Source organism: Prauserella sediminis, assembly GCF_014195435.1.
GTDB lineage: Bacteria > Actinomycetota > Actinomycetes > Mycobacteriales > Pseudonocardiaceae > Prauserella > Prauserella salsuginis.
The window spans coordinates 1,840,343-1,864,341 of sequence record NZ_JACIBS010000001.1; the positions used below are offsets into that span (position 1 = coordinate 1,840,343).

22 protein-coding genes are annotated in these 23,999 nt (G+C 70.1%); 9 read left to right on the forward strand and 13 right to left on the reverse strand.

All coding sequences use genetic code 11. The features are described from left to right. Positions 1–331: 331 nt before the first annotated feature. Genes FB384_RS08330 through FB384_RS08340 form a run of 3 tightly spaced genes read right to left on the reverse strand, consistent with a single transcriptional unit; the run spans position 332 to position 3,334 of the window. Entirely contained in the window at positions 332–985 is a 654-nt protein-coding gene (locus FB384_RS08330) for a response regulator (RefSeq protein ID WP_183781072.1), read from the reverse strand. After that, on the reverse strand, positions 982–2,136 hold the full coding sequence (gene macS / locus FB384_RS08335; protein ID WP_183781075.1) for a MacS family sensor histidine kinase: 1,155 nt from the start codon (positions 2,134–2,136) through the stop codon (positions 982–984). The genes FB384_RS08330 and macS overlap by 4 nt, the downstream gene beginning before the upstream one ends. A gap of 13 nt (positions 2,137–2,149) precedes the next feature. After that, positions 2,150–3,334, reverse strand: coding sequence for an AI-2E family transporter (locus FB384_RS08340; protein ID WP_258936739.1), 1,185 nt, complete (start codon positions 3,332–3,334; stop codon positions 2,150–2,152). A gap of 416 nt (positions 3,335–3,750) precedes the next feature. Here FB384_RS08340 and FB384_RS08345 point away from each other — a divergent pair, with 416 nt between their 5' ends. Together FB384_RS08345 and FB384_RS08350 are read left to right on the forward strand one after the other, a co-directional pair. Next, a complete protein-coding gene (locus tag FB384_RS08345; protein ID WP_183781082.1) occupies positions 3,751–5,124 on the forward strand; it encodes a hypothetical protein in 1,374 nt (457 codons plus the stop codon). 199 nt (positions 5,125–5,323) lie between these two features. Next, positions 5,324–8,593: a beta strand repeat-containing protein gene (locus FB384_RS08350; protein ID WP_183781086.1), complete on the forward strand. Its 3,270-nt coding sequence runs from the start codon at positions 5,324–5,326 to the stop codon at positions 8,591–8,593. A gap of 116 nt (positions 8,594–8,709) precedes the next feature. Here FB384_RS08350 and FB384_RS08355 read toward each other — a convergent pair whose 3' ends face one another. Next, positions 8,710–9,477, reverse strand: a complete 768-nt coding sequence (locus tag FB384_RS08355) for a dioxygenase family protein (RefSeq protein WP_183781088.1) — start codon at positions 9,475–9,477, stop codon at positions 8,710–8,712. Between the two features lie 150 nt (positions 9,478–9,627). Here FB384_RS08355 and FB384_RS26795 point away from each other — a divergent pair, with 150 nt between their 5' ends. The 4 genes from FB384_RS26795 to FB384_RS08375 all read left to right on the forward strand — a co-directional run bounded on the left by FB384_RS26795 (position 9,628) and on the right by FB384_RS08375 (position 11,513). After that, complete coding sequence (locus FB384_RS26795; RefSeq protein WP_228725986.1) at positions 9,628–9,870, forward strand: sigma factor; 243 nt, start codon at positions 9,628–9,630, stop codon at positions 9,868–9,870. 76 nt (positions 9,871–9,946) lie between these two features. After that, positions 9,947–10,222: a hypothetical protein gene (locus FB384_RS08365; protein WP_183781091.1), complete on the forward strand. Its 276-nt coding sequence runs from the start codon at positions 9,947–9,949 to the stop codon at positions 10,220–10,222. A 74-nt stretch (positions 10,223–10,296) separates the two neighbouring features. Continuing rightward, positions 10,297–11,061 (forward strand): SDR family oxidoreductase, encoded by a 765-nt coding sequence (locus tag FB384_RS08370; RefSeq protein ID WP_183781094.1) that lies wholly within the window; start codon positions 10,297–10,299, stop codon positions 11,059–11,061. Then, complete coding sequence (locus tag FB384_RS08375; RefSeq protein ID WP_183781096.1) at positions 11,058–11,513, forward strand: hypothetical protein; 456 nt, start codon at positions 11,058–11,060, stop codon at positions 11,511–11,513. Before FB384_RS08370 ends, FB384_RS08375 begins: the two co-directional genes overlap by 4 nt. Here the strand turns inward: FB384_RS08375 and FB384_RS08380 are convergent. Beyond that, positions 11,473–12,117: a M15 family metallopeptidase gene (locus FB384_RS08380; protein WP_183781099.1), complete on the reverse strand. Its 645-nt coding sequence runs from the start codon at positions 12,115–12,117 to the stop codon at positions 11,473–11,475. The genes FB384_RS08375 and FB384_RS08380 overlap by 41 nt on opposite strands. 49 nt (positions 12,118–12,166) lie before the next feature. Further along, entirely contained in the window at positions 12,167–12,331 is a 165-nt protein-coding gene (locus FB384_RS08385) for a hypothetical protein (protein ID WP_183781102.1), read from the reverse strand. Between the two features lie 97 nt (positions 12,332–12,428). Here FB384_RS08385 and FB384_RS08390 point away from each other — a divergent pair, with 97 nt between their 5' ends. After that, complete coding sequence (locus tag FB384_RS08390; RefSeq protein WP_228726273.1) at positions 12,429–13,733, forward strand: DUF222 domain-containing protein; 1,305 nt, start codon at positions 12,429–12,431, stop codon at positions 13,731–13,733. Between the two features lie 343 nt (positions 13,734–14,076). Here the strand turns inward: FB384_RS08390 and FB384_RS08395 are convergent, their stop codons facing one another. Continuing rightward, complete coding sequence (locus tag FB384_RS08395) at positions 14,077–14,709, reverse strand: class I SAM-dependent methyltransferase (RefSeq protein ID WP_183781105.1); 633 nt, start codon at positions 14,707–14,709, stop codon at positions 14,077–14,079. Positions 14,710–14,819: 110 nt separating this feature from the next. Between FB384_RS08395 and FB384_RS08400 the strand changes: the two genes are divergently transcribed. Continuing rightward, a complete protein-coding gene (locus tag FB384_RS08400; protein ID WP_183781108.1) occupies positions 14,820–15,401 on the forward strand; it encodes a helix-turn-helix domain-containing protein in 582 nt (193 codons plus the stop codon). A gap of 46 nt (positions 15,402–15,447) precedes the next feature. Here FB384_RS08400 and FB384_RS08405 read toward each other — a convergent pair whose 3' ends face one another. Beyond that, positions 15,448–15,939 carry an SRPBCC domain-containing protein gene (locus FB384_RS08405; protein WP_183781111.1) on the reverse strand — a complete coding sequence of 164 codons (492 nt, stop codon included), beginning with the start codon at positions 15,937–15,939 and terminating at the stop codon, positions 15,448–15,450. 189 nt (positions 15,940–16,128) lie between these two features. Between FB384_RS08405 and FB384_RS08410 the strand changes: the two genes are divergently transcribed. Further along, positions 16,129–16,854: a dienelactone hydrolase family protein gene (locus FB384_RS08410; protein WP_183781114.1), complete on the forward strand. Its 726-nt coding sequence runs from the start codon at positions 16,129–16,131 to the stop codon at positions 16,852–16,854. 34 nt (positions 16,855–16,888) lie between these two features. On the opposite strand, the gene dnaB is transcribed toward FB384_RS08410, so the two are convergent. The 5 genes from dnaB to FB384_RS08435 form a co-directional block, all read right to left on the reverse strand. Further along, complete coding sequence (dnaB, locus tag FB384_RS08415) at positions 16,889–19,480, reverse strand: replicative DNA helicase (RefSeq protein ID WP_323985169.1); 2,592 nt, start codon at positions 19,478–19,480, stop codon at positions 16,889–16,891. A gap of 704 nt (positions 19,481–20,184) precedes the next feature. Continuing rightward, the gene (locus FB384_RS08420; protein ID WP_183781120.1) at positions 20,185–20,970 is read right to left on the reverse strand and encodes an ESX secretion-associated protein EspG; all 786 of its coding nucleotides are present in this window, start codon (positions 20,968–20,970) and stop codon (positions 20,185–20,187) included. A 187-nt stretch (positions 20,971–21,157) separates the two neighbouring features. After that, positions 21,158–22,642, reverse strand: coding sequence for a PPE domain-containing protein (locus tag FB384_RS08425; RefSeq protein WP_183781123.1), 1,485 nt, complete (start codon positions 22,640–22,642; stop codon positions 21,158–21,160). 63 nt (positions 22,643–22,705) lie between these two features. Then, complete coding sequence (locus FB384_RS08430; protein ID WP_183781126.1) at positions 22,706–23,347, reverse strand: DUF3558 domain-containing protein; 642 nt, start codon at positions 23,345–23,347, stop codon at positions 22,706–22,708. Beyond that, positions 23,344–23,787 carry a hypothetical protein gene (locus FB384_RS08435; protein ID WP_183781129.1) on the reverse strand — a complete coding sequence of 148 codons (444 nt, stop codon included), beginning with the start codon at positions 23,785–23,787 and terminating at the stop codon, positions 23,344–23,346. Before FB384_RS08435 ends, FB384_RS08430 begins: the two co-directional genes overlap by 4 nt. Positions 23,788–23,999: the final 212 nt, after the last annotated feature.

The window sequence follows — 23,999 nt, forward strand, 5'->3', positions numbered from 1 at the left end:
CGTTGTGGCGCCCGCCGACTCCGGCGTGCCCGCAGACCCCGGAGTGTCAGCCGATCCCGTGGTGCCCGTGGTGTCCCCCGACTCCGCGGCGCTCGCGGACTCAGCCGATGTCGCCGAGCCCGGGTCGGCCGTGGCCGCCGGTTCCGCCGTGTCGGCAGGCTCCGCGGAGCTCGTCGCATCGGCACCCGGCGCGGCTGCGTGCGCGCCGTCGGCGGGAGTCGCGTCGCTGGAGTACTCAGTCACACCGAGAACGGTACGACCGCGACCGCCGCGGCGGATCCGGGAAACCCCTGAGAACCGCCCCCGAACCACACCGGATGTCGGAGGAGGCTCACTCCTGTTCCTGATCGAGACCGTGCTCGATGGCGTATCGGGCGAGTTCGACGCGGTTGTGCAGCTGGAGTTTCCGCAACGTCGACTGCACGTGGTTCTCCACGGTGCGGTGGGAGATGACGAGCCGGTCGGCGATCTGCCGCGCCGTCAGGCCCTTCGCGACGAACCGCAGTACGTCCTGTTCGCGCTGGGTCAGCTGGGGTGGCGGATCGCCTCCGCTCGGTGTTTCGGCCATCCGCCGGTACTCGCCCAGGACCATTCCGGCAAGGCCCGCCGTGAACACCGGGTCGCCGTCGGCGGTTCGCCGCACGGCGTCGACCAGCTCGGTCACGGACGCCGACTTGACGAGATAGCCTGACGCGCCCGCCTTCACGGCCTCCAGCACGTCGGCGTGCTCACCGCTGGCCGACAGCACGAGCACCCGGGTGTCGGCCAGCTGTCCGGCGATCGCCCTGATCGCGTCGACCCCGGATTGTTCGCCGAGGTTGAGGTCCATCAGCACGACGTCGGGGGTGACCGTGGTCGCCACCCGCACGGCCGAGTCGACGTCAGCCGCCGTGGCGCGCACGTCGAAGCCGTGTTCACTCAGGTCCCGCGCGACGCCGTCCCGCCACATCGGATGGTCGTCGACGATCATCACCGACACCGTCATCGGGTGGTCCTCCTCAGGTCGACCGGTCGTGGCAGGTGCATTTCCCACTCGGTTCCCGCACCGGGTGCGGTGTCGAGCCGGGCCGTCCCGCCCAGTTCGGCGAGCCGGCCCCTGATGGATTGGGCGACGCCGATGTGTCCTTCCTCGGCCGCCGCTTCGAGCCGGCCCTCGGGAATGCCTGGCCCGTCGTCGCGGACCGTCAGTACGATCTCGTCGGAGAGCTCTTCCAGCAACACCCACGCCTTCGCGCCCTCGCCCGCGTGCTTGTCGACGTTGGAGAGGGCCTCCTTCACGGCGGTCAGCAGTTCGCCGACGGTGTCCGCGGGCAGCCGCACCTCGGAGGCGGGTCCGGAGACCTGCACCCTCGAGGTCGCCAGCACCCCGAGTGCGGCGCGCAGGTCGGCGTTGCCGTCGCTGGGGCCGAGGGGTTCCGACGTCACGAGGGCCCGCAACGCGATCTCCTGCTCGCCCGCCTGCTTGGCGAGTTCCGCGGCCTCGCCGCCGAGTTCGGCGCCGCGCCTGCGCACCCGCGCTAGCACCTGCAGCACACTGTCGTGGATGGAGCGCGCGAGGCGTTCGCGTTCGGCGGTGGCGGCCTCGGCCCGCATCGCGCGCGAGACCACCGCCTGCGACCGGCGCGCGGTCGTCGCGGCCATGCCGATGATCGTGCCGCTGGCGAACAGCAGCAGCCCGTCGCGTGCGACGTCCAGGTCGAACTTCCAGCGGGCGACACCGGTGCACACGGCGACGATCAGCCCGCCTGCAGCCCCGCCGACGGCGCCGAAGCGCGCGCCTGCCGTCAGCGGCGCGACGGACGCCCACACGGTCGTCAGCAGCGGCGCGGTGATGGCGAACTGGTACTCGGACAGCGCCAGCTGCGAGAGCAGCATGATGCCGCACGTCACGACCACGTCCGCCACGACGAGACCCGCGTAGCGGGTGCGCACGCGCACGAACGCCGCCGTCGTCACGATCGACCACACGAGCATCACGGCCCACGCGCCCCATGCCAGGGCCAGGTTGCGGTACTCGTGGAAGTGGACGATCACCGCACCCAGCGCGAACGCCAGAGTCATCCACCGCAACACGATGGTTCCCCACCACAACGGGGTGATCGGGTCGAGCAGGTTCGGTTTGGATGCGGTCGTCATCGGGGCCGCCTGACTACTCCTCTGATCTGTCTGATTCGCCGGTCGTCACCGTAGTGTCGGAATTCGTGTCCCGGGATGCGGCGTTCGGGTCGTCGTGGTCCGTACCGCCGGGGTCGGACTCGGATCCGGCCACATCGGTTCCGGTCACGGGATCACCGTCACCTTCGAATTCGTCGCCGTGGACCAGCGATTTGATGCCGGCGTTCAGCACCGCGAGCAGTGGGACGGCCAGTAGGGCGCCCGGGATGCCCGCCACGGTCAGGCCGACGGTGATCGCGAGGACGACGGCCAGCGGGTGCAACCGCACCGAACGGCCGAGCAGCAGCGGCTGCAGGACGTTGCCTTCGACCTGCATGACGCCGACCACGATGGCCAGCACGATGACCGAGGCGATGAAGCCGTTGGTCACCAGTGCGACGAGCACCGCGACGGCACCGGTGACGACGGCACCGATGATCGGGACGAACGCACCGAGAAAGATCAGGGTGGACAGCGGCACCACGAGGGGAACGCCGATGATCCACAGGCCGACACCGATGAGGACGGCGTCCACGACGGCGACGGCGGCGGTCGCGCGCACGTAGTTGATCAGCGAGGTGAACCCCCGGCGGCCCGCGAGGTCGGCGCGATCGCGCACGTTGCGGGGCACGCCGCGGATGAGGAACGTCCAGATCTGGTTTCCGCTGGTCAGGAAGAAGATCAGGATGAAGAGCGTCAGCAGGAACCCGGTGAGGAACGTGCCGATGGTGCCCGCGGTGGTCAGTGCGCTGGAGGTGACCGCGGCCTGGTTGTCCTGGATGAACTGGACGCCGTTGTTGATGGCGTCCTGGATCTGCGTCTGCTGCAGGTGCAGTGGCCCGTTGATGAGCCAGTCCTCGATCTGTTCGAGGCTCTGCGAGACCTGTTGCTGCAGCGCGGGCAGGCCTTCGGTGAACTGGATGATGACGAATGTCAGCAGCCCGCCGACGACACCGAGTCCGCCGATCAGCACGATCACGGCCGCCAATGTCTGCGGCAGGCCGATCCGCATCAGCCGGTGCACCGCGGGGATCAGCAACGCGGCGAGCAGCAGCGCCACCGACAGCGGGATCACGACGACGGGCAGGTAGCCGACGACCTCCCCGATGACGTACAGCGCGGCGACGATGACCAGGAACCGCCAGGACAACGCTGCCGCGACCCGGAAGCCCTTCGGCACCGATCGTGCGACGTCGGCGTCGAGGGGGCTGCCGTGGGATGCGGGGTCGGAGGGGAGGCTCCCGGGCGTCCGGGCCGTGTCGTCGTCCACGGGCTAACCGTATCGAGGTCGACGTCGCCGTGTGCGGTGAGTCGATCTACGGGCGGTGGCTGCTACGCCGAGTGATGCGTTGATACGGCGCGTGATTTTCACACCTTCGTGCCATCAAGTCGTGCTGGACGTGATTTCCGGGGCTCGGGTTTGCCATTGTCATCGGCACGCGGGTGAAACCGCGCCGGAATTCATTTTCCGATTCTTCTTCATGTTCCGCGGTGTCCAAGGGTGGGCGCTGACGGGACGAGGCTTGTGAGGCCCTTGCACGCACCGGCGTTCCCCGATGCCGATTCGTGCGGGTTCGAGATTCGCGAGGAGTGCGCGTGACAGCGACGACCCCGACACCGGACGCCCGGCGCGTCCGTCGGTGGTTGTGGCGCGCGCTCACCGTCTCCGGAGGCGCAGCGGCCGCCACCGCGATCGCATGGGGCTTCGGCGCGACGTCCGCCTCCGCGGTCGAGAACCCGCTCGACAACATCGGCGACGCCAAGCCGTCGGCGGACGTGCCGTTCACCTCCGGTGCCGGGGATTCCCAAGCGAAGGACTCCGGTTCCTCGAGCTCCAAGGCAGCCGATTCCCAGTCCTCCGGCGATTGGTCCGACGGACGGCAGACGCAGTCGCCGGACGGTGGTGTGGACCACGGTGGTGCGCCGGAGAGCGACACCTCGGAGGCCGATGAGGCATCGGCCGACACCGCGTTCGGCCGCCACCTCGCGGACCGTGTCGACGCCGGCGATCTCGCCGAGTGTGACCCAGCCGCGCCCGGTCCGACCGACGTGCGCGGCCTGTTCGACGACGCGCACAGCGACCGGTTCGACATCGGCCGCTTCGCCGATCGTGGCCGAGACCTGGCGGCTGCCGATGTGCCCGCCGACGCCGCGGATGCCGAGGATGCCGCCGAGCCGGCCGAAAGTGCCGACGCCACCCAAGCCTCCGGCGACGCCGAGAGCGCAACGTGCCAGGACTCGGACGCCGACCGCCCGGACGCCGACCGCCCGGACGACACCGACACGCCGGAGACCGCCGAGCCGTCCGAATCATGCGGCGCCGCCGACGGTTCCGCAGCGCGACCTCACGCCGAGCACACCTGGAAAAAGGTCACCGGCCGGGCCCGCGAGGCCGTTCACGGTTTCGGTGACGCGCTGCGCGCAGCCGCCGACGACTGGTCCGGTGACCGTTCGGTCGGCTGGGACGACTGGTCCGGCTTCGAGCTGCCGTGGTCCGGCTTCACGGCCGATCCGGCCGACTTGCCGTCGCCGTCCGACGTGCCGATGGGCCCGGGCGGCCCGGACCTGTCCGAAGGCGCGCCCCAGACTTCACCGCACGACGCCGACGCCCGCGCGCCCGGCGGCGAGCGGCATCACACCGTGACGTCCACTTCGGACCACGGTCACCATGAGACGTCCGGTGTCCACGACACCGGTCACGACGGCGAGAGCACCGAAAGTGCCGCCGTCGACACCGACTCCGGCGAGCCGACGAGGTCGTCGGTCCCGGAGTTCGACCCGCAGTACGTGCCGGCATCCGTGCCGTCGCACTCGTCGATCGCCGGCAGCACGCATGCCGATGCGCCGTCCGGCGCCGTCATCACCACGGCCGAGCCGTTCGCCGTGGCCGCCGTGGGTGCGGCCCTGCGCTCCGGCCTGCTGCACAAGTCGATGTCCCCGGGTTCGCAGCCCGGTGTGACGCCCGACTGATCACTTCCGCGGGGTAGCCGGCGCGCCCCTGCGGATTCCGTTTTTCCGCTTTTATTCTCCGCGTCGGCTTTTCCTTTCCCCGCATTTCCTGCGACGCGCCTTTCGGCGTGCTCGCCATCCGCCTCATGTCCCCGCGCGTTCGGCGGAGCGCAAATATGCCCTCTCAACAGGGAACCTAGGAAAAGGAGAACACCACATAATGCAGACCTGGGCGAAGCGCGGATTGCAGACCGCGCTGGTGACCGGTGGCATGATGATGCTGGGTACCGGCATCGCTTCCGCAGACGAGAACGTCGACCCGGACTCCCCCGCCGGTCCGCTCGATGCTGGCGTCAGCGTTCCCGTTCAGATCGAGGACAACGCGGTCGGCACGCCGATGGGCCAGCACGACCTGCCCGGTGTCGACAGGGAGGTCAGCACCAAGCCCGTCACGGACAAGGTCAACGAGGCCGCCGCTCCGGCGATGGAGAAGGCCCAGCCCGTCACGGACAAGGTCAACGACGCTGCGGCCCCCGTCACCGAGCGCGTGCAGTCCGCGGCCGACCGCGGCAATGCGGCGATGACCCAGACGGGCCCGCACACCGAGAAGGCCGCGCCGAGCGCCGAATCGCCGGTCACGAAGGCGACCGATGCCGGCGCCGACCGGCTCCCCGGGCCGGTGTCTGAGTCCGTTCCGCAGGCCGATCAGGTCACGGACACGCTCACGCAGCAGGCCGGAAGCACCGACGCGCGTCAGGTGCCCGAGCCGGGCGACGACCCGTTCATGGGCAACAAGGTCGACACCAACATCGCGCTGCCGATCCAGATCACGGGCAACGCGGTGGGCATCCTCGGTGACGCCGAGGTGCACTCGGACTCCGAGCAGTCCTACGAGCACAACTCCGACGTCAGCACCGACGGCTCCTCCGGTGGGCTCGCGGGCAACGTCGTGGCCCTCGACTGGGCGGCGCCGGTGCAGATCTCCGGCAACGCGGGCAGCCTGTTCGGTTCGGGCAAGTCCACGGGCAGCGCGTCGCAGGATGCCACCACCACGGGCGACGTGGACACCGACGGCTCCAACGGCGCCGGTGCGGGCAACGTCGTCTCGCCGCAGCTGGCGACGCCGGTGCAGGTGTCGGGCAACGCCATCGCATGGTTCCTCGGCCACTCGGAGACCGACTTCGACGCCAACAGCTCCGCCGAGAGCGGCGGCTACCTCGCCACCAACGGCGAGGGCGGCTCCGTCGCGGGCAACGTGGTGGGCGCTCCGGTCGCGCTGCCGGTGCGGGCAGCCAACAACGCCGCCACGTGGGGCGGTGACGCCGATGCATCCGGTTCGTCGATGGTCGACGCCGCCGCGGGCGACGACACCTCGCCGGGCATGCACGACATCGACAGCTTCATCCAGACGGAGGGCGAGAACGGCTTCGCATCCGGCACGATCGCCCAGCCGCAGGTCGCGTCGCTGGCGTCGGTGACGGGCGTCGCGGGTTCGTGGATCGGCAACGCCGCGACGGGCACCTCGGGCGACCGGCAGGCCGGCGGCACGGCGTCCGACGCGACGATGACCGCGGGCGGCGCCTCCAACACGAACGGCAACGAGGCCGCGGGCTCGGGCAACATCGTCGACGCCCCGGTGGCGCTGCCGGTGGAGATCTTCGGTGTCGGTGGCACGTGGATCGGCAACGCGCACGCCAACGACCACGTCAACAGCACCGAGGCGGTCGCCGGCGGCGACACGCTGACGCCGGGTGACGAGTCCGTCCTGTCCTCCAACACGGCTTCGGCCGCGATCGCGTCGGCCGCCGAGGTGTTCGGCGTGGGCGGCGCGTGGATCGGCAACGCCTCTGGCAGCGCCGAGTCCGACAAGCTCGTCGACGCGGGCGGCTACAACGGCACGCTCGCCAACGAGTCCTCCGGTTCGGGCAACCTGGTGCAGGTGCCGCTGGCCACGCCGGTCGAGGTCTTCGGCGTCGGCGGCAGCTGGATCGGCCAGGGCGTCGGCGAGGGCGAGGAGACCAAGGAGGTCATCGCCGGCGGTGGCGGCAGCACCATCGACGACTACGGCTTCGCGAACGCCAACCTGGTGCAGGCGCCGGTGGCGCTGCCCGCGCAGGTCTTCGGTGTCGGCGCCAGCTGGATCGGCAACGGCATCGGCGAGGGCGAGGGTGACACGATCACCGAGGCCGGCGGCGACGCGACCGCTGCGGGCGACAAGGGCACGATTGCGGGCAACATCGGCTTCGTCCCGGTGTCGATGCCCGCGCAGGTGCACGGGATCGGCGCCAGCTGGATCGGCAACGGTCACGGCACCAGCAGCAACCTGACCGACTCGATGGCGGGCGGCGACGCCACGACGTCGGGTGAGGAAGGCTCCATCGCGGGCAACCTGGTCGAGGTTCCGGCCGGTGGCGCGGCGTCGGTGTTCGGCAACGGCGCGAACTGGATCGGCACCGCGTCGGGCACCGGCGTGAACGACGTCGTCTCCGAGGCGGGCGGCGACTCGGAGACCGTCGGCGACGGCGGTTCGATCGCGGGCAACATCGTCAGCGCCGACGCGATGCCGATCGTGTCGGCCTTCGGCAACGCGGCCAGCCTCACCGGTGTCGCGAACGGTGCCGGTGCGAACTTCGTGGACGTCACCTCCGGCGGTGACAAGGAGACGTCCGGCATGGGCGGCGCGATCTCCGGCTCGATCGTCGACGTGCCGCTGACCGCGGTGGCGCAGCTGTTCGGCAACGCAGCCACTGTCGGCGGGGTCGCGAACGCCATCGGCGACAACACGACGGTGGGCGAGTCCAGCGGCACCACCACGACGGCCGGCGACCAGCAGGCGCTGTCCGGTGTGGACATGCAGCGTCCGATCGGTGTCGTCGCGCAGGTGTACGACGTGCCGCTCGCGCTGCTCGGCCAGGCCACCACCATGGCCAGCAACGACACGGACCTGACCGTCGCCGACGCGCCGATCGACCCGATCATCGACAAGCAGATCACCGGTTCGGAGCTGCCCGCGACGGGCATGCCGAACACGCCGTACTTCGACGCGTTGGCCAACCGGGCGCCGGAGCTGGCTTCCGCTTCGCCGATGCAGCGTTCGGCGACGCCCACCGCGGCGCCGTCGGCCCCGGAGCTGCCCGCCGCGCCGGGCATGCCGGGTGCGGGCGACCTGCCCGCCGGTGAGCTGCCGGTGAACGGCCTGCTGCCGGAGCTGTCCGGTGCGGGTGCCCCGGAGCTGCCCGCGATGCCGGCGCAGCGTTCGCACGTGCCGCAGCTGCCGGCCGACCCGACGCAGGGTGAGTTCGCGGGTGCGCTGGACGACGTGTCGCTGAACGGTGTCGAGCTGGGCGGTACGGACATGCGTTCCGCGGACTTCGGCGGCGTGCCGTCGGCTCCGGAGGTTCCGGCGGACGTGCCGGCCGACGCGGACGCGCTGCAGGGCGCGGCCGACGAGGTGGCCGTCAACGGCTACGGCCTGGGTGCGTTCATCTGAGCCGAACACATCCGCCGTCGGCCGTGTGACGCCGACTGAGTGATTCGCGGGCCCCGGAAGCGATGACGCTTCCGGGGCCCGCTTCCGTGTGTGGGGCGATCGCCGGTGCCGGTGGATCAGCCGAGCTGGACGGAGCGTTTCGCGAGGCCGTGCCAGTAGCCGTCGATGACGGTGTCCGGCCGGCGGCCCTCGCCTGCGCCGAGGGAGACGAACAGTGGCGCGAAGTGTTCGGTCCTCGGGTGGGCGATCCCGGCCGCGGGGGCTTTGTGCCGGAAGTCGAGGAGCGCGTCGATGTCGCCGGTGGACAGTGCGCCTGCACCCCAGTCGTCGAACTCGGCCGACCACGCGGGTGGCGTTCCGGCGGAGCCGTCGGTCTGGCGCATCGCGACGAGGTTGTGCGTGAAGAAGCCGCTGCCGATGATCAGCACGCCGCGGTCCCTGAGCGGGGCGAGGCGGCGGCCGAAGTCGTAGAGCGCACGGGGGTCGAGGGTCGGCAGCGACACCTGCAGGACGGGTATGTCGGCGCCGGGGTACATCTCGACGAGCGGTACGTAGGCGCCGTGGTCGAGGCCGCGAGTGGGGTCGTCGTGGACGTTCTCGCCGAGGAGTTTCCGCACGTCGGCGGCGAGGTCGGGGGCGCCGGGTGCCGCGTAGGTGACTTCGTAGTAGCGGTCGGGGAAGCCCCAGAAGTCGTACACGAGCGGGACCGTCGTGGTGGCGCCGAGCGTGGCGGGTGCCTCTTCCCAGTGGGCGGAGACGACGAGGATCGACGTCGGTTTCGGCAGATCGGTGGACCAGTCGGCGAGCTGGCGGGTCCAGGTGGCGTCGTCGGCGAGCGGCGGCGCCCCGTGGCTCAGGTACAGCACGGGCATCCGGTCGGTCATGACGCCTCCTCCGGTGGTCGACAACTCTCGGCATCATGTTGAAATTTCAACGACAACGATACGCCTGGTCCACGGTTCGCGTACAGAGGTGTCCGTCACCGCAGGTCGGGTGGGTTCCCTGGCTCACTGTCCCTGTCATGCGGCGACGTCATGACACGCGACGTGGCCGAGTTCGAACGGCACCGGCCGCTGGTGTTCCGGGTGGCGTACGGGATGCTCGGCTCGGCCGCCGACGCCGAGGACGTCCTGCAGGAGACACGTTCGTCAGGTGGCACGGCGCGCAGCCGGAGACGATCAGGACGCCGTCGGCGTGGCTGTCCGGGTTGCGACGAACCTCTGCCTGAACCGGCTCACCTCCGCCAGGACCCGACGGGAGCACTACCGGGTCCGTAGCTGCCGGAACGGCTGCTGTCCGAGGACGTCGTCTCCTGGGCCGACGGCGGTGGCCGGGTGGGCGCGCCGTTCCGTGGTGGGCAGCTCGAAGGTGGCGCGGTATCTGCTCGGCACGCTGGCGAAGGCAGGCGACAGTCCGGATCTGGTGGTGTCCGAGGTCAACGGCGACGCGGCGGCGGCCCGCCGTGCAGCGGTCGAGCGTGCACGGGCCCGGCCTCGTCGGGTGCTGGTGCTGGAGGTGAGCGACGGTGTCATCACCGGAATCCGAATCGCCGCGACCCCGGACAAGCTCGGTTTCGCCTCGGCCCGGACTCTGCGGCTGTCACACTCCGCGTGGCCGTCCGATTCGTAAGGGGAATGCCAGTTGCGCGCGATGCCGTCCGCCGGCGACGGGCGGTGTCGCACGCCGATCCGAAGGTGGGACCGATGGGAACTTCGATCCTGGTCACGGGTGGTACGGGCACCCTGGGCAGAGCCGTTGTGGACAAGCTGACCGCCGGTCATGAGGTGCGGGTGCTGAGTCGCGGGCACGCGGACGATCGGGGCGCGGAGTGGGTGCGGGGCGACCTGCGGACGGGTGCCGGGGTGGCGACCGCCGTCGCCGGTGTGGAGGTCGTCGTCCACTGTGCGACGACCAATGGGCGCGGCGACGTGGCGGCCACGCGGAATCTGCTCGCCGCAGCTCACCGCGCCGGCCGACCCCACGTCGTCTACGTGTCCATCGCCGGCAGTGACCGGATACCGCTCGCCTACTACCGGGCGAAACAGCACTGCGAGCGCCTCGTCGAACACTCCGAACTGCCGTGGACGATCCTGCGCACGACGCAGTTCCACGACCTCGTCGCGACGTTCTTCGCCATGCAGCGGTGGTCTCCCGCCGTCGCGGTGCCTGCGGGTGTCAGCTTCCAGCCGATCGACGTGCGTGATGTGGCCGATCGCCTGGCGGCACTGGCCGCGGAGCCCGCGGCGGGCCGGGTGGCCGATCTGGGTGGCCCGCAGATCCGCACCACTCGCGAACTCGCCCGGACATACCTGCAGGTCACGGGCCGTCGCCGAGTCGTGCTGCCGCTTCCGTTGCCGGGCAGGACGTTCCGCGGCTATCGCGAAGGGAGACATCTCGTCCCCGGCAACGCCGCCGGCCGGACGACGTTCGACGAGTTCCTGGCAGGGGCGACGAGGAGGCCGGGATGAACACGGGTGTCACGGCGGTACTGCGCGGCGGGTTGGGGTTCCTCCTCGCCACGCAGCTCGTCATCGGCTGCTGGGCCCTGCTGTTCCCGCGGGCGTTCTTCGCGATCCCGTGGGTCGGCATGCGCATGGACTACAACGAACATCTGATGCTCGACTACGGCGCGATGAGCCTGGCTCTGTCGGTCGTGTTGATCGCGGCCTTCGTCGTGACCACGCGCGATCTGGCCCGGATCGCTCTGGTCAGCTACCTGGTGTTCGCGGTGGCCCACGTCGTCATCCACGCCCGGCTGCTGCACCACCTCACGCAGGCCGAAGGAATCGGCCTGATGATCGCGTTGTCCGCTGCGGTCGCCATCCCCGCCGTCCTGCTGGTGCTGACCACCAGGTTGGGAACGGGCCGAGGCCGTGAACTCAGGCCGGACCGTAGACGGCAGCCGGGGCTCCGCTCGTGAGAGCCCAGTAGCGGTCACCGTACGACCAGTGCCACCACTCGGTCGCGTAATTGACCAACCCCGCGCCGGTCAGCGCCGCCGCCAGCACCTCGCGACGGGTGCGGCACTCGTCGCTGATGCTCGAGGCAGCCATGTAGCAGGCTCCGGAGCTTTCCTCCGGGTTGGCATTCACGCGGGTGCCGAGGTCCAACTCGCGTCCTTCGGCGTCGGCGAGGGTGAGATCGACCGCCGCGCCTGCGCTGTGCGGAGCGATCTCCGGTGGTGACACGTAACGGCTGGCTGCAGCGTGGAGTTGATCGCCCGACAAATCGGGCTGGGCAGTGGCAAGGGTCGCGGCGTACTCCTCGAAGTGGCGGCGTTGCAGCGAGGGTGGGCGGTAGCCCTCGACGAACAGGAAACGCATCCCGGCGGGAAGCAGGCGTTGTGCGTGGTGGATCCGTTCGTGTACGCCACGGCGAACCATGCGGAAATCGCCTGCCGGGTCGCGTCGGCGGTCGTCCACCAGAATCTCGCCGTCGCTTCCCACATCGACAAGTGGCTCATCGCAGTCATCGACAGGCACGGCAGCGACCCGGGGATCGGACATCAGAATGACGTCGCTCATGACGTGATCATGCCCTAGCGCTCCATCCGAGAACCATGACCACAACGATCTATGGCTGGAGCACCAGGGCCAGCAGACTTCCGCTGCGCGTTGCCGGATCGATGGGCAGGTCGAGAACCGTGCGGCGATGGAACCGGCCGACCATGTGCGGGCCGCCCCGAGTCGTTTCCTTGGTCGAGCTTTCGGCTGCGCGGTCGGCATCGGTCCACTCCATTGTGTAATGGTTGTTTCGACCATGAGTTCGATAATATGGAGGTTGTGGATGACGTGGGGACGACGGTGTTGGTGACAAGATCGAGCGGCTGCAGGGCCTGCGGGGTCGGCGGGCGCGGCTGGATGCCGAGGAACTGGCGCTGCTGGCCGATATTTCGGCGGCTGTGGGTGATGACCGCGGTGTGGCGGAGGAGTTGACGCCGGTGTTGCGGGTCTCGACGCGGGAGGTCGAACGCCGCATCGACGACGGTGCCTCGTTGGTGCGGCGGATGCCGCAGCTGCTCGACGCGATGCGGGCCGGTGAGCTCGAGGCGTACGGAGCGCGGCGGGTGTTGGCGGTGGTCGACCCGCTCGACGATGAGGCTGCCCGGAGCGTCGATGCTTTGTTGGCGGACAAGTTGGTGGATGCGCCGGAGACGGCGTGGCAGCCGGGGAACCTGGCCCAGCGGGTGCGACGGTTGGTGGAGAGGGTCGACCCGGGTGGGCAGGTTGAGCGTTCCCGCCGGGCGCGGGTGGAGCGGAAGCTGGAACTCGCCCCGGGTGAGCATGTGATGTCGTCGCTGGAGGTGAGCCTGCCGGCGGAGGTGGCGGCGGCGTGTTATTCGCGGGTGGATGGGATGGCGCGGTCGCTGCGCCGCGGTGGCGACCAGCGCACCCTCGACCAGTTGCGCGCGGACGTTACCGCCGACCTGCTGCTGGGACGCGATCCCGGGGTGACGCCGCTGGAGGCGGCGGCGATGGTGTCTCTGCATATTCCGGTGGATGCGGCCCTGGCGATCTCCGACGAGGGATGTGAGCTGGACGGGTACGGGCCGATCCCCGCCCCGATCGCCCGGGAGATCATGACCAACGAGCGCAGCATCTGGCGCGCGGTGCTGTGCGATCCCGGCACGGGCGAACCGGTCGATCTGGGGCGCAGGCGGCGGCGGCCGAGTGCGGTGATCCGCGAGCTGGTGCGGGTGCGGGACCGGGAATGCGTCATGCCCTGGTGCCACCGACCGGCCCGGCACTGCGACCACGACCACGAACACCCCTGGGCCACAACCGACGACGGCGGCGGTGGTGGTTCAACCTCGGTCGCCAACGGCGGGCCGCGCTGCCGACGGCACCACCGGCTGAAAGACCAGCCCGGCTGGAACACCCGCTACGACCCCGTCCACGGCAACACCCGCGTGACCACACCACACGGGGCGACCTACACCGCACACCGCCACCCCGTCCTCACCCCGACACGCACTGCCCCGACACGCGACACCTCGGCGCGCTGCGCCGCGCGACACGACAGCCCGACACGTCGCGTACTGGGACGCGACGCCCCGGTACATCGCCAAGCCGTCGTAGCTGCACCGGCGCGAGACACCACCGACGCGGAACGGCAGAACGACGACAGCCCGCCGTTCTAGGTGGACCCGGCCACCGGGCTAGTTGCACCGAGGGGCTGGTTAGGAAGGCGTCAACCGAACACGAGCGCGAAGCGGACCTACAATCGGCTTCTTGGCCCTGCTTCGCTCGTCTGGATGGCCGAGGCTCTGGGCAAGGTTCCTGCAGTCGTGCAGGTAGCGGCAGATGCCGCCAGAAGCGAACCGAATCCGCGAAAGCGAGCCGGGCTGCTTCGGCGCCACCTGCCCTGGAGCCGGATCGCGGAGCTTGCGCGAAGACATCTCTAGAGCGGCGACCAGAGATCGCCCTCCTCAGGGTGAAATGTCTGCCGCGCCGCCACGTCGACGCGCCGTGTGAGCGGGCCCTTCACCGACGGCGGCGGGCGCGGAGCACGACGTCGTGGGTGTGGTGCGTGCCTTCGGGCGGGGCTGACGTGCGGGCGCGGGTCTCGTGGCACTCGACGTTCCAGTCGTCGTCGAGCAGCTCGGCGACCTGGTCGGGCTGGTAGTAGGCGTGCGGCTCGTGGCTTTCGTCGACGCCGCTCGGGTCGTGGCCGACGAACAGCAGCGTCCCGCCCGGCGAGACGGCGTCGAGCAGGCTGCGGAGCGCACCGCGTCCCGATTCGGCGCCGCTTCCGGCGTCCCGGCGCAGCGGGAAGTAGTGCGCGGACACGAGGTCGAACGCTCGCGCTGGCGGGGGCGTGGTCGTGGGGTCGCCGCGGACCCAGCTGATGCGCTCGCCGAGGCCGTGCTCGCGGGCGGTCCGAGCCGCTCGTTCCAGTGCCACGCGTGAGATGTCGATCGCGGTGACGTGCCAGCCGCGCTGCGCGAGCCACACCGCGTCGCCGCCTTCGCCGCAGCCGACGTCGAGCGCCTGCCCCGGCGGCAAGTCTGCGACGTCGGTGACGAGCACGCCGTTGGGGTTTCCGCTGAAGAGCTGCTCCTGTTCGCGGTAGCGCTCGTCCCAGAAGGCGGCGCCGCCGGTCTGCTGCTGAGTCATACCGCCACGGTGCGCTCGCCGACCGTGAACCGACAAACCCTCTTGCCGGATCCGCAACACCGTGACCGCGCGCGTTGACAACACGTGTTGCCGGAACTGCAATTCCGGGCATGGACGATGACTTCGAGGCCGTGTTGACGGCCGTGGGACCGCGGTTGCGGAAGCTGCGCGCGGAGGCGGACCTGACGTTGGGCGCGCTGTCCGAACTCACGGGCGTCTCGGTGAGCACGCTGTCGCGCCTCGAATCGGGACAGCGCAAACCGGGGCTCGACCTGCTGCTGCCGCTGGCGAGGGCGTACGGGCGGGCGTTGGACGACCTGGTCGGAGCGCCGGAGGTCGGCGATCCGCGCGTGTACCCGCGGCCGATGCGCCGCGACGGCCTGACCGTCCTGCCGTTGACGCGCAGGCCGGGCGGGTTGCAGGCGTTCAAGCACATCCTGCCGGGTGAGCCGAACGACCGGACCCCGACGCCCCGGTCGCACGAGGGCTACCACTGGCTGTACGTCCTCAGCGGCAGGCTGCGCGTCATCCTCGGTGACCAGGACCTCGTGCTCACCGCGGGCGAGGTCGCCGAGTTCGACACCCATCTGCCCCACTGGTTCGGGAACGCCGACCAACGTCCTGCCGAGTTCCTCAGCATCCTCGGCCCGCAGGGCGAACGCTTCCACGTGCGTGCCAGCTACCGCCCCTAGTGCGCCGCGGTGCCCCGACCACCGTCCGATGGTCGGTCCGCGGGTGTCAGCTGCCCGCGGTGGTCATCGTGCGGCCGGTCTCGAGCAGTGTCTTCAGGCTGGACAGGATCCACGGCCAGCCGCCTGCGCCCCGTTCCGCGTCGCCGCCGCCCGCCACGTCGCTCCCGGTCTCCGGGGCATCGGTCACGTCGTGCGTCAGGGTCACCCTGGTCAGACCGGACGCGCCCTGGACGACGTCGTAGGTGAGGCGCTGCGGCGGTTCGTCGGTGTGCCAGGCGGCCTGCCAGTCCAGTACGAGCCGGTGCGGCGCGTCGATCTCGACGACCGTGGCGGTCACTGCCACATCGCCCATGCCCATCTCCTTCATCGCGGGCGTCGTGTGGTGGACCATCCGCCCACCCGGCTGCGCCTCGAAGGTGACCTCGCCGCCGTAGCCGAACTTGTTCGTGTACTCGGAATCGGTGAGTGCTTGCCACACCTTCTCGGCCGGCGCATCGATGTAGACGGTATGGACCTGTGTGGTGCGGGTGTCGGTCATCGTGATGCCCTTCGGGTGTCGGCGGTGCCGTGAGGTCGGTGGGCGCGCGGAGATGTGGCTCGGTGTACTCGTCCATTCCCGAGTCGGCGGCGGTCACACCGGGATACCGCCACCGCAGAGCTCCGGAGCGGATTCCGCCGCGGGTGAACACGGGACCGTCGGGTACCCACGTGGCCTACGTTCGACTCCATGCCAGCTGTCACCACGCGCACTGTCGAATACCCCGCCGACGGCCTGACGATGGTCGGCCACCTCGCGCTCCCCGCCGGATCCGGACGTCGACCCGCGGTCCTGCTCGGCCCCGAAGGCCCTGGGGTGTCCGACGTCCAGCGCCGCAGGGCCGACGCCCTCGCCGAACTCGGATACGTGTCGCTGGCCTTCGACCTCCACGGCGGGCACTGGTTCACCGACCCGCACGAGATGTTGGCGCGGGTGAGTCCGCTGCTCGGCGACCAGGACCGGCTGCGTGACATCGGCCAGGCGGCATTCGACGTGCTCCGCGGCGAACCACGGACCGACCCCGAGCGGATCGCCGCCGTCGGCTACGGCACCGGCGGTGCGGTCGCGTTGGAACTCGGCCGCGCAGGCGCCGACCTCCGCGCGATCGGCACGGTCAACGGCCTGGTCACGGGCAGGCCCGACGAAGCACGGAACATTCGGTGCCCCGTGTGGGCCGGGGTCGGCTCCGAGGATCCGATCATGGCGCCGGAGCAGCGGGACGCGTTCGCCGCCGAGATGCAGGACGCGGGCGTCGACTGGCGCCTCGTGGTCTACGGCGGAGCGCTCCACGCGTTCCACCATCCGACGGTCGACCAGGAGGTGCTCCCCGGCGTCGGCCATCACCCGCTGCACGCCGAGCGGGCGTGGCGCGACGTCGTCGGCCTGCTCGCCGAATGCCTGCCCGTGTCGACGTGACTCCGGCTACGGCCGCGCGTCCGGCCGTGCCCGGCTACTGCTGGGCGAGGTCGGCGAAGCGGCTGTAGTGCAGCTGGTGGGCGACGGCGATCGTGCTCGTCGGACCGGCACGGTGCTTGGCCAGGATCAGGTCCGCCTCCCCCGCGCGTGGGTCGTCCTGCTCGAAGGCGTCCGGCCGGTGGATCAGCATGACGATGTCGGCGTCCTGTTCCAGCGAACCGGATTCACGCAGGTCCGACAGCATCGGACGCTTGTCGGTCCGCTGTTCCGGGCCACGGTTCAGCTGGCTGATCGCCACGACCGGCACTTCGAGTTCCTTCGCCAGCAGCTTCAGCTGCCGAGAGAACTCCGACACCTCCTGCTGCCGCGATTCGACGCGCTTGCCCGACGTCATCAGCTGCATGTAGTCGACGACGACGAGCTGCAGGTCGTTGCGCTGCTTGAGGCGGCGGGCCTTCGCGCGGATCTCCATCATCGTCAGGTTCGGCGAGTCGTCCACGAACAGCGGCGCCTCGCTGATCTCGCTCATGCGCCGCGCCAGCCGCGTCCAGTCGTCGTCGGACATGCGGCCACCGCGCATGTCGGCCAGTCGGATGCGTGCTTCGGCTGACAGCATGCGCATGACGATCTCGGTGCGGCTCATCTCCAGCGAGAAGATCGCGCTGGTCATGCCGTGTTTGATCGAGCACGACCTGGCGAAGTCCAGGCCCAGGGTCGAATTGTGTGTCGGGACCATGGAGCGTCCGGCGAGATACAGGTGGTCCCCCGCGCTGACCTCGACGCACCGCACGGGCACGCTGGTCACGGGGCGGACCTCCACGACGTACCGCGGGGTCGGCCGCGGGCTGCGCCCGGTGAGCTGTTCCTTGTGCACCAGGTGTTTGCGCTGCAACCAGAAAACGCGGTCATGGGTCGTGAACGTGAGCGTGTGCGCCACCGACGTCGCTTCGGTTCGTCCACGCACCTGCTTGGTGGTCCGGGAACACCGGTAGCCGAGGCCGACGACCAACTCGTACACGCCGTCCGCGAGACGTTCGTCGGTGACGGAGAACTGGACACCGCCCGAGGCCGTCACGGTGCCGTCGGTGTCGAGGAGCCCCGCCAGCAGCGCTCGTCGTTGTTCCTCCGAAGCGCGGAGGTAGTCGACCGGAATGTGCTTGTCGCCCAGCACGCCGAGAGTCCGCAACACCGCTTGCACGGTCCCGCGGTGATCGCGGCATTCCTGACACAGTCGGAAACCCGAGGACGGCTTCCCGCAGTCGGGACACGAGGGGGCCGGAACGGGTTCGGAGACGAAGCGCGCCTTTCCACCGCACGACTGGCCGCAGGTCCTGACCTCACTGGTCCGCGGTAGGAACGCCGCGCCACAGACGACGCAGGACCGGAATTCCGTCGGTTCGGGTTCCGGGAAGCGCAACGTGTACGCGTACTTGCCGGTCCTGGGGACGAACAGCCCTGCCTCGGCTTCGAGGTAGGTGATGATCTCCGGGTCGGCGGTGGTGAACCGGGCGGCTGCGGCGTGGCCGTCGCCGAGCCAGGCACCGAGCGCGTAGGGGTGCAGTGGGAGGACGCGTTCGGGAAGATCCAGCGGCTGCGCGAGCTGTACGGAGTGGTTGACGCGGCTGTCGGCGGTGCCACACCGGACCGTGGCGGCGAGCTGCTCGGTGGTGCGGACCTCGGCGCGGGCGTTTCCCCGCCGGGATGCGCGCGTGTCGGTCAGCCACTGGTGCTCGGCGTCCGCGACGATCACGGTTCCGTCGGAGAACTCCACCTCGTAGCACGGGCGGCCGTGCATGACGTCGGTCGCGGCCACGACGGTCGTGGGCCGCCCATCTGAGCCGATCAGCTGGTCACCCGGTTGCACCTCGCCCATCGTGGTCCACCCGGACGGAGTGGCCAGCTGCGTGTCGAGCGCGAGCGCCTTACCCACACCCGGCCGGGCCGCGACGATGACCATCTGACCGGGGTGCAGCCCGTTCGTCACGTCGTCGAGGTCGGTGAAGCCGGTGGGAATGCCCTGCGCGTCACCGCCGCGGGAGGCGATGGCGTCGATCTCGTCCATCGTCGGCTGGAGCAGTTCCTCAAGCGCGACGTAGTCCTCGCTGGTGCGGCGCTCGGTGACCTCGTAGATCGCGGCCTGGGCGCGGTCGACCACCTCGTTGATGTCGTTACCGTCGCCGCCGCTGTTGTCGGCACCGTAGCCGTACTGCACGATCCGCGTGCCCGCCTCGACGAGCCGTCGCAGGACCGCCTTCTCCGCGACGATCTGTGCGTAGTACCCGGCGTTCGCGGCCGTGGGCACGGTCGCGATGAGCGTGTGCAGGTACGGCGCTCCGCCGACCCGGCTCAGCTCACTGCGGCGCTCCAGCTCCGCCGACACCGTGATCGGGTCGGCGGGTTCACCGCGGCCGTACAGGTCGAGGATGCAGTCGTACACCGCCTGGTGCGCGGGCCGGTAGAAGTCGCCGGGCCGCAGCACCTCGACGACGTCGGCGATCGCATCCTTCGACAGCAGCATGCCGCCGAGCACGGACTGCTCCGCGGCGACGTCCTGGGGCGGCTGGCGGTCGAACGTGCCGTGCTCGCCGCCGCTCGTCGTGGGACCGCGGTCGTCGGTGATCGCCACCGGTTCGCGCACCTCCTTCGTCGTCGTTCGAGCATCCGCTGTTGTGGATGTCGTGGCTCTCGTGGCTGTCTCGGTGGTCGTGGTTGCCGTGGCTGTCGATCGGCCGTGTGCGCCGTTCGAGTCTCCACGGTGCCGGGCGCCCTCGTGCGGGGTGTCCGGCGGGCACGGCCACCGCCCGGCCGGGCCTGCGTACGCCTGGACATCGAACGGAAGTTCGAATCATACCGTAGTCCGGCCGCCGGACGGCACTGTCGGAGCGCCGCCGGGGTCGCTGCCTCACACGCGCAGACGGGCGCGCGAGAAGCACGCTAGATCGCTCGGACGGCGCATTGCAATTGGGCCTGGGGACCGGTGTGCGTCCCGCTGTGCATTGCCTGTGGATGAGTGGGCTGAACCAGTCACAACGTGCCGTCGGCCTGTGTACAAGGTGGGGAAACCATCGCCCGTCCGAGGGAAAGCCCCTGGTCAATACTTGTGGGCAGGTTGTGGATAAGTTTGTGGTCACACTCTCGGCGTGTCGGCGGAAACCGCTCCTTCGGCGTGTCGCGAGAGTCCGGGAGCGTTGCGGGCTGTGGATATCGCCGGTGCCGGTGTGATCACGGCGAGTGCTGTGGGCGGGTTGTCCAGCGGCCGAACGAGCGGGCACTCACTGTCACCGTTCATCACGCACCGTCGAGAGGGCAGCGGAGGCCGGGGGCAGCCTGTCAGTCGGCCAGCGTGCGCTGCGCCTCACGCAGGCGCGATCGCAGCAGCTCCGGCGTCGCGGGCGCGGCGGCGAGCATCGGCTCACCCGTGCCCGGGGTCTCCTCGACCAGCCAACGGCCCTCGGCGGTGTCGAGGTAGGTGATCGGCTTCTCCGCGCGCTGGCGTTGTCCGGACCGGTTCCGTGCCGCCACGTACAACTGCCCACCACCGGTGCGTTCGAGCCCCATGATGCGCTTGAACTCGTTCAGCTCCCGCTGGGCCGCGTCCGGCACCTCGGACCGCATCAGCGAGTCCTCGCTCAGCGACTCGCCCTTCCGGCCCTCCACCTTGGCCTTCGGTACCGAGAGTGCGTGCGCGTTCGCGGGCGATTGCTGTGGCAACTGCAGCAGGAACGCGTCCACCAGCTCCCGCGCCGGGACGCTGGCCAGTACCACCACTCCGGCGGCCTCGTTGTTGACCAGCGTGAACGCCTCACCGCGGCCGCTGCCCGCCAGCACGGACAGGTCGACGGGCGCGCCGTCGTGCAGGCCGCTGATCCAGCCGTAGAACTCCAGCTCGGGGTGACCGATGGCCTCGACGGTCGCCAGCAGGTCCGGGTGCACCCCGTTCTCGTTCGCCAGGCCGACGCGCGCGAGCTCGGCATGGATCTCGGCGTCGATTTGCTGCAGCGCCTCGCGGCTGTACCACGTCGCGCCCTTCTCGAGAGTCGCGTGTGGTTCGGTTCCCGTCCGCTGGAGCAGGCGGACGAGGGTGCGGGTACGGAGAATCTCCTGGTGCTCGAGCACGGCGCTGCCTCTTCGGGGTGCACGGCCCGCGGGCCCGCGGACCGGAGTCCGGCCGCGGCATCGGGCCAGGGGTTGAGTCGAGTGGAACCGGGTGGGCCAGACATCGGGCCGCTGCCGAGAAGCTACGTGGCAGCGGCCCGATCGGGTGAGCCGTAATGGTATATCCGACCCGTATGGGTGGTATGTCCTATTCGCCGATCACGGGCGGAGCGGTCTTCTGATCGGTGCCGAACAGCTTGTTGCCGTCCTCGTCGATCATGAACTTGCGCTCGTGTTCCTCGTCGTCGTCACCTTGCTGGCCACGTCCACCGGCGCCCATCGGCATCATGCCGCCGCGGCCTCCCGCCGCGCCCGCGGCGCCCGCGGCACCGGCTCCGGAGCCCATGGCGCCACCGCCCATGCCCATCGCACCGCCACGGCCGGCCGCGCCGCCCGCGCCCGCGCTGCCCGCACCGGCGCCGCCTGCACCGGCCGCGCCGCCTGCACCCGAGCCGTAACCGGAACCCGAGCCGTAACCCGAACCGGCACCGCTGCCGCCCGGACCGAATCCGACGGCACCGGGACCGTAAGCGCTCGTGCCGCCCGGACCGAAGTTGCTGCTACCGGGGCCGAAGTTGCTCGCGCCAGGGCCGGGCGTGCCGGGTGCGTACGGGCCACCGAACTGCCCGTTGGGAAAGCCCGTGTCGAAGCCCGATGAACTGGTGCTGTCGTCCTCGGGCAGGCGACCCGGAATCGACGGATCCCAGGAGTCACCGGGACCGGGGGTCCCCGGCGGGTAACCGGGCCCCGGAGTGCCGGGACCGGGTGTGCCGGGCGGGTAGCCGGGCCCGGGGTTGCCCGGACCGGGCGTGCCGGGACCGGGCGTACCGGGACCGGGAGCGCCGGGGCCGGGCGTGCCAGGGCCGGGGTATTGACCACCGCCGCTACCACCGCCGCTACCGCTGCCGCCTCCGGTGCCGTAGCCGCCGGCACCTCCACTGCCACCGCTGCCGTCGGCAGACCCGCCGCCGTTGTGGATGAAGTCCTTGGCGATACCGCCCTCGGCGACACCCGACTCGGCCAGTGACACGTCTCCGAACGAGCCCTGCATCTCGCTGAACTGCGGCATCGAATTGGCGTTGTGCGTGCTCTCGCTGTTGTACGCCTCGAACGCCGCGACATTGCGTTTGGCGTTCTCGTTGTACTGCTGGATCTCGCGGTCCGTGTCGGTCTCCCACGGGGCCACGTCGTTCCAGAAGCCGCTCTCCGGCGGATTGTTCGGCAGCGGCTGAACCGTCGTGCGGACCTTCTCGAACGCGCTCGACTGGTTGTTCAGGACGGCGCCGCTCTTGGCGAGGTTCGCGTTGGAATCCTCCATCCAGACCTTCAGCGGCTCGGCGCCCATCCGGGCGCTGGAGCCGCCTTCACCGGTCCAGGCGGCGTCCATCTTCTTGTCGAGCTGCTCGATCTGCGCCACGCGCTGCTGGTAGCGGCTCTGCAGCACCTCGGTCGCGGACTGACCGTCGTGCAGTGAGGCAGTGCCGGGACCGCCCGTGATGGCTTGGTAAATCTGGTATGCGTCGATGCAGCCGGACGAGCTGACCTGCTGTTGACCGTCCTGGCTGTTCGCCACCGAGTCGGCGATGTAGCCGCCCGCACCGGCGGCGATCGGAACGAGAACTGGCAGCACCATCTCAGGCTCCCTTGGTCGCGATGTGGTTCTGACGGGGCGCGGCGGAGGGCGGTTCCATCTGCGTCACGCGTCCCCTCGAAGGTTGTGAATCATGTCGCCGGCGAGTACCTCGGCGACCTCGCATCCCTGCGGATAGTCTTCGCTCGCCTCGGTGACCTGGGCCATCAGCGACACCACGTACTCGTCGGTGAGCCCGACCTGCAGGTCGCAGAAGCCGTTGTCGCGGTCGTCGCGGTGGGTCTGCGTGACCACCGCCGGGTGGCCTTCGACCTCGGTCGGCTCGAACACCGCGAGGCTGTCGGCCCTGGCGTAGACGTCGTCCAGACCATTCGCGAAATCCTGCACCGCGACGAACCGGACCCGGCTGCCCGAACCGTCGGCGTAGCGGTAGATGCAGGTCGGCGAACCGTCGGACATCGGTTCGGACTCGCCCTGCTCCAGGTTGCGTTCCTGCGTCTGCGAGTTCGACAGCGCCGCGCACGGATCCTGTTCGAGGGCGGCGACGTCGACCGGATCGCTCACTCGCGGTGCCTGTCCGCTCGAGTCGTCGGCAGGAGACGACGGGCCCGGCTCACTCGCCGACGAGGCAGGCGCCGACGGGTCGCCCCCGCCGGTCGCCTCTCCTTCGGTCGGGGAACCGCAGGCCGACAGCACCAGGCCGGCAACCGCCGCGGCGAGCACCGCACCCGCGGGGCGGCGTCTCATCCAAGCACCCCGCCGGCCTTGCCCGCGTCCTCGGCGGCCTGCGCGTCGGCGGCCTCGGTGACGCCCTTGGCCTTCTTCAATGCCTCGATGTACTGCTCGGTGTGCTTGAGCATGCTCATGGTCTGCTGCAGCAGCGCCTGTCCCGCAGGGTTGGCCGAGCCGACGAACGTGTTGCTCGCCGGTTCGTTGCCCGGTGCCTGCACGCCCGCGATCCGGTTGGCCTCGTCGACGTCGTTCTGCAGGTCGTCGCGCAGTTGCTCCCACTGCGACAACACCGCGTCGATTTCCTCAGGGCTGAAGGAGTAGCCACCGCCGGCCGCCGAGCTCGCCGCCTGCTTGGCGAACTCGCCCAAGCTCGCCGTGTTCTTGGTCATGTGGACCATCGGCGTCGGCATCTTCGACAACATGCCCCCGCCGCCGCCGGCGATCTGCGCTTCCACCTGCTGCCCCTTCCTCTCGTCCCCCGTCGCGGTTCGACACCGCCTGTCCGCAAGCTTTACGCCCCCGGTCGAGGGCGTCAACCGTGTCGAAAGTAGGACGATCCTGGCAGCGGAAAGGTTTCCTTCGCGTCCGGAAATCTTCGCCCGCGACGGGAACCGGCCTCCGGCGCTGGGCGTCTGCCGGGCGATTCACGCACTGTTCACCCAGGACT

Bases quoted from the DNA above. Each gene is read 5' to 3' on its own strand.
- FB384_RS08375 (WP_183781096.1), top strand. From the start codon at position 11,058: ATGAACACGGGTGTCACGGCGGTACTGCGCGGCGGGTTGGGGTTCCTC.
- FB384_RS08370 (WP_183781094.1), top strand. From the start codon at position 10,297: ATGGGAACTTCGATCCTGGTCACGGGTGGTACGGGCACCCTGGGCAGA.
- FB384_RS08395 (WP_183781105.1), bottom strand. From the start codon at position 14,709: ATGACTCAGCAGCAGACCGGCGGCGCCGCCTTCTGGGACGAGCGCTAC.
- FB384_RS08380 (WP_183781099.1), bottom strand. From the start codon at position 12,117: ATGAGCGACGTCATTCTGATGTCCGATCCCCGGGTCGCTGCCGTGCCT.
- FB384_RS08330 (WP_183781072.1), bottom strand. From the start codon at position 985: ATGACGGTGTCGGTGATGATCGTCGACGACCATCCGATGTGGCGGGAC.
- FB384_RS26795 (WP_228725986.1), top strand. From the start codon at position 9,628: ATGACACGCGACGTGGCCGAGTTCGAACGGCACCGGCCGCTGGTGTTC.
- FB384_RS08350 (WP_183781086.1), top strand. From the start codon at position 5,324: ATGCAGACCTGGGCGAAGCGCGGATTGCAGACCGCGCTGGTGACCGGT.
- FB384_RS08430 (WP_183781126.1), bottom strand. From the start codon at position 23,347: ATGAGACGCCGCCCCGCGGGTGCGGTGCTCGCCGCGGCGGTTGCCGGC.
- FB384_RS08355 (WP_183781088.1), bottom strand. From the start codon at position 9,477: ATGACCGACCGGATGCCCGTGCTGTACCTGAGCCACGGGGCGCCGCCG.
- FB384_RS08400 (WP_183781108.1), top strand. From the start codon at position 14,820: ATGGACGATGACTTCGAGGCCGTGTTGACGGCCGTGGGACCGCGGTTG.
- FB384_RS08405 (WP_183781111.1), bottom strand. From the start codon at position 15,939: ATGACCGACACCCGCACCACACAGGTCCATACCGTCTACATCGATGCG.
- FB384_RS08425 (WP_183781123.1), bottom strand. From the start codon at position 22,642: ATGGTGCTGCCAGTTCTCGTTCCGATCGCCGCCGGTGCGGGCGGCTAC.
- FB384_RS08385 (WP_183781102.1), bottom strand. From the start codon at position 12,331: ATGGAGTGGACCGATGCCGACCGCGCAGCCGAAAGCTCGACCAAGGAA.
- macS (WP_183781075.1), bottom strand. From the start codon at position 2,136: ATGACGACCGCATCCAAACCGAACCTGCTCGACCCGATCACCCCGTTG.
- FB384_RS08410 (WP_183781114.1), top strand. From the start codon at position 16,129: ATGCCAGCTGTCACCACGCGCACTGTCGAATACCCCGCCGACGGCCTG.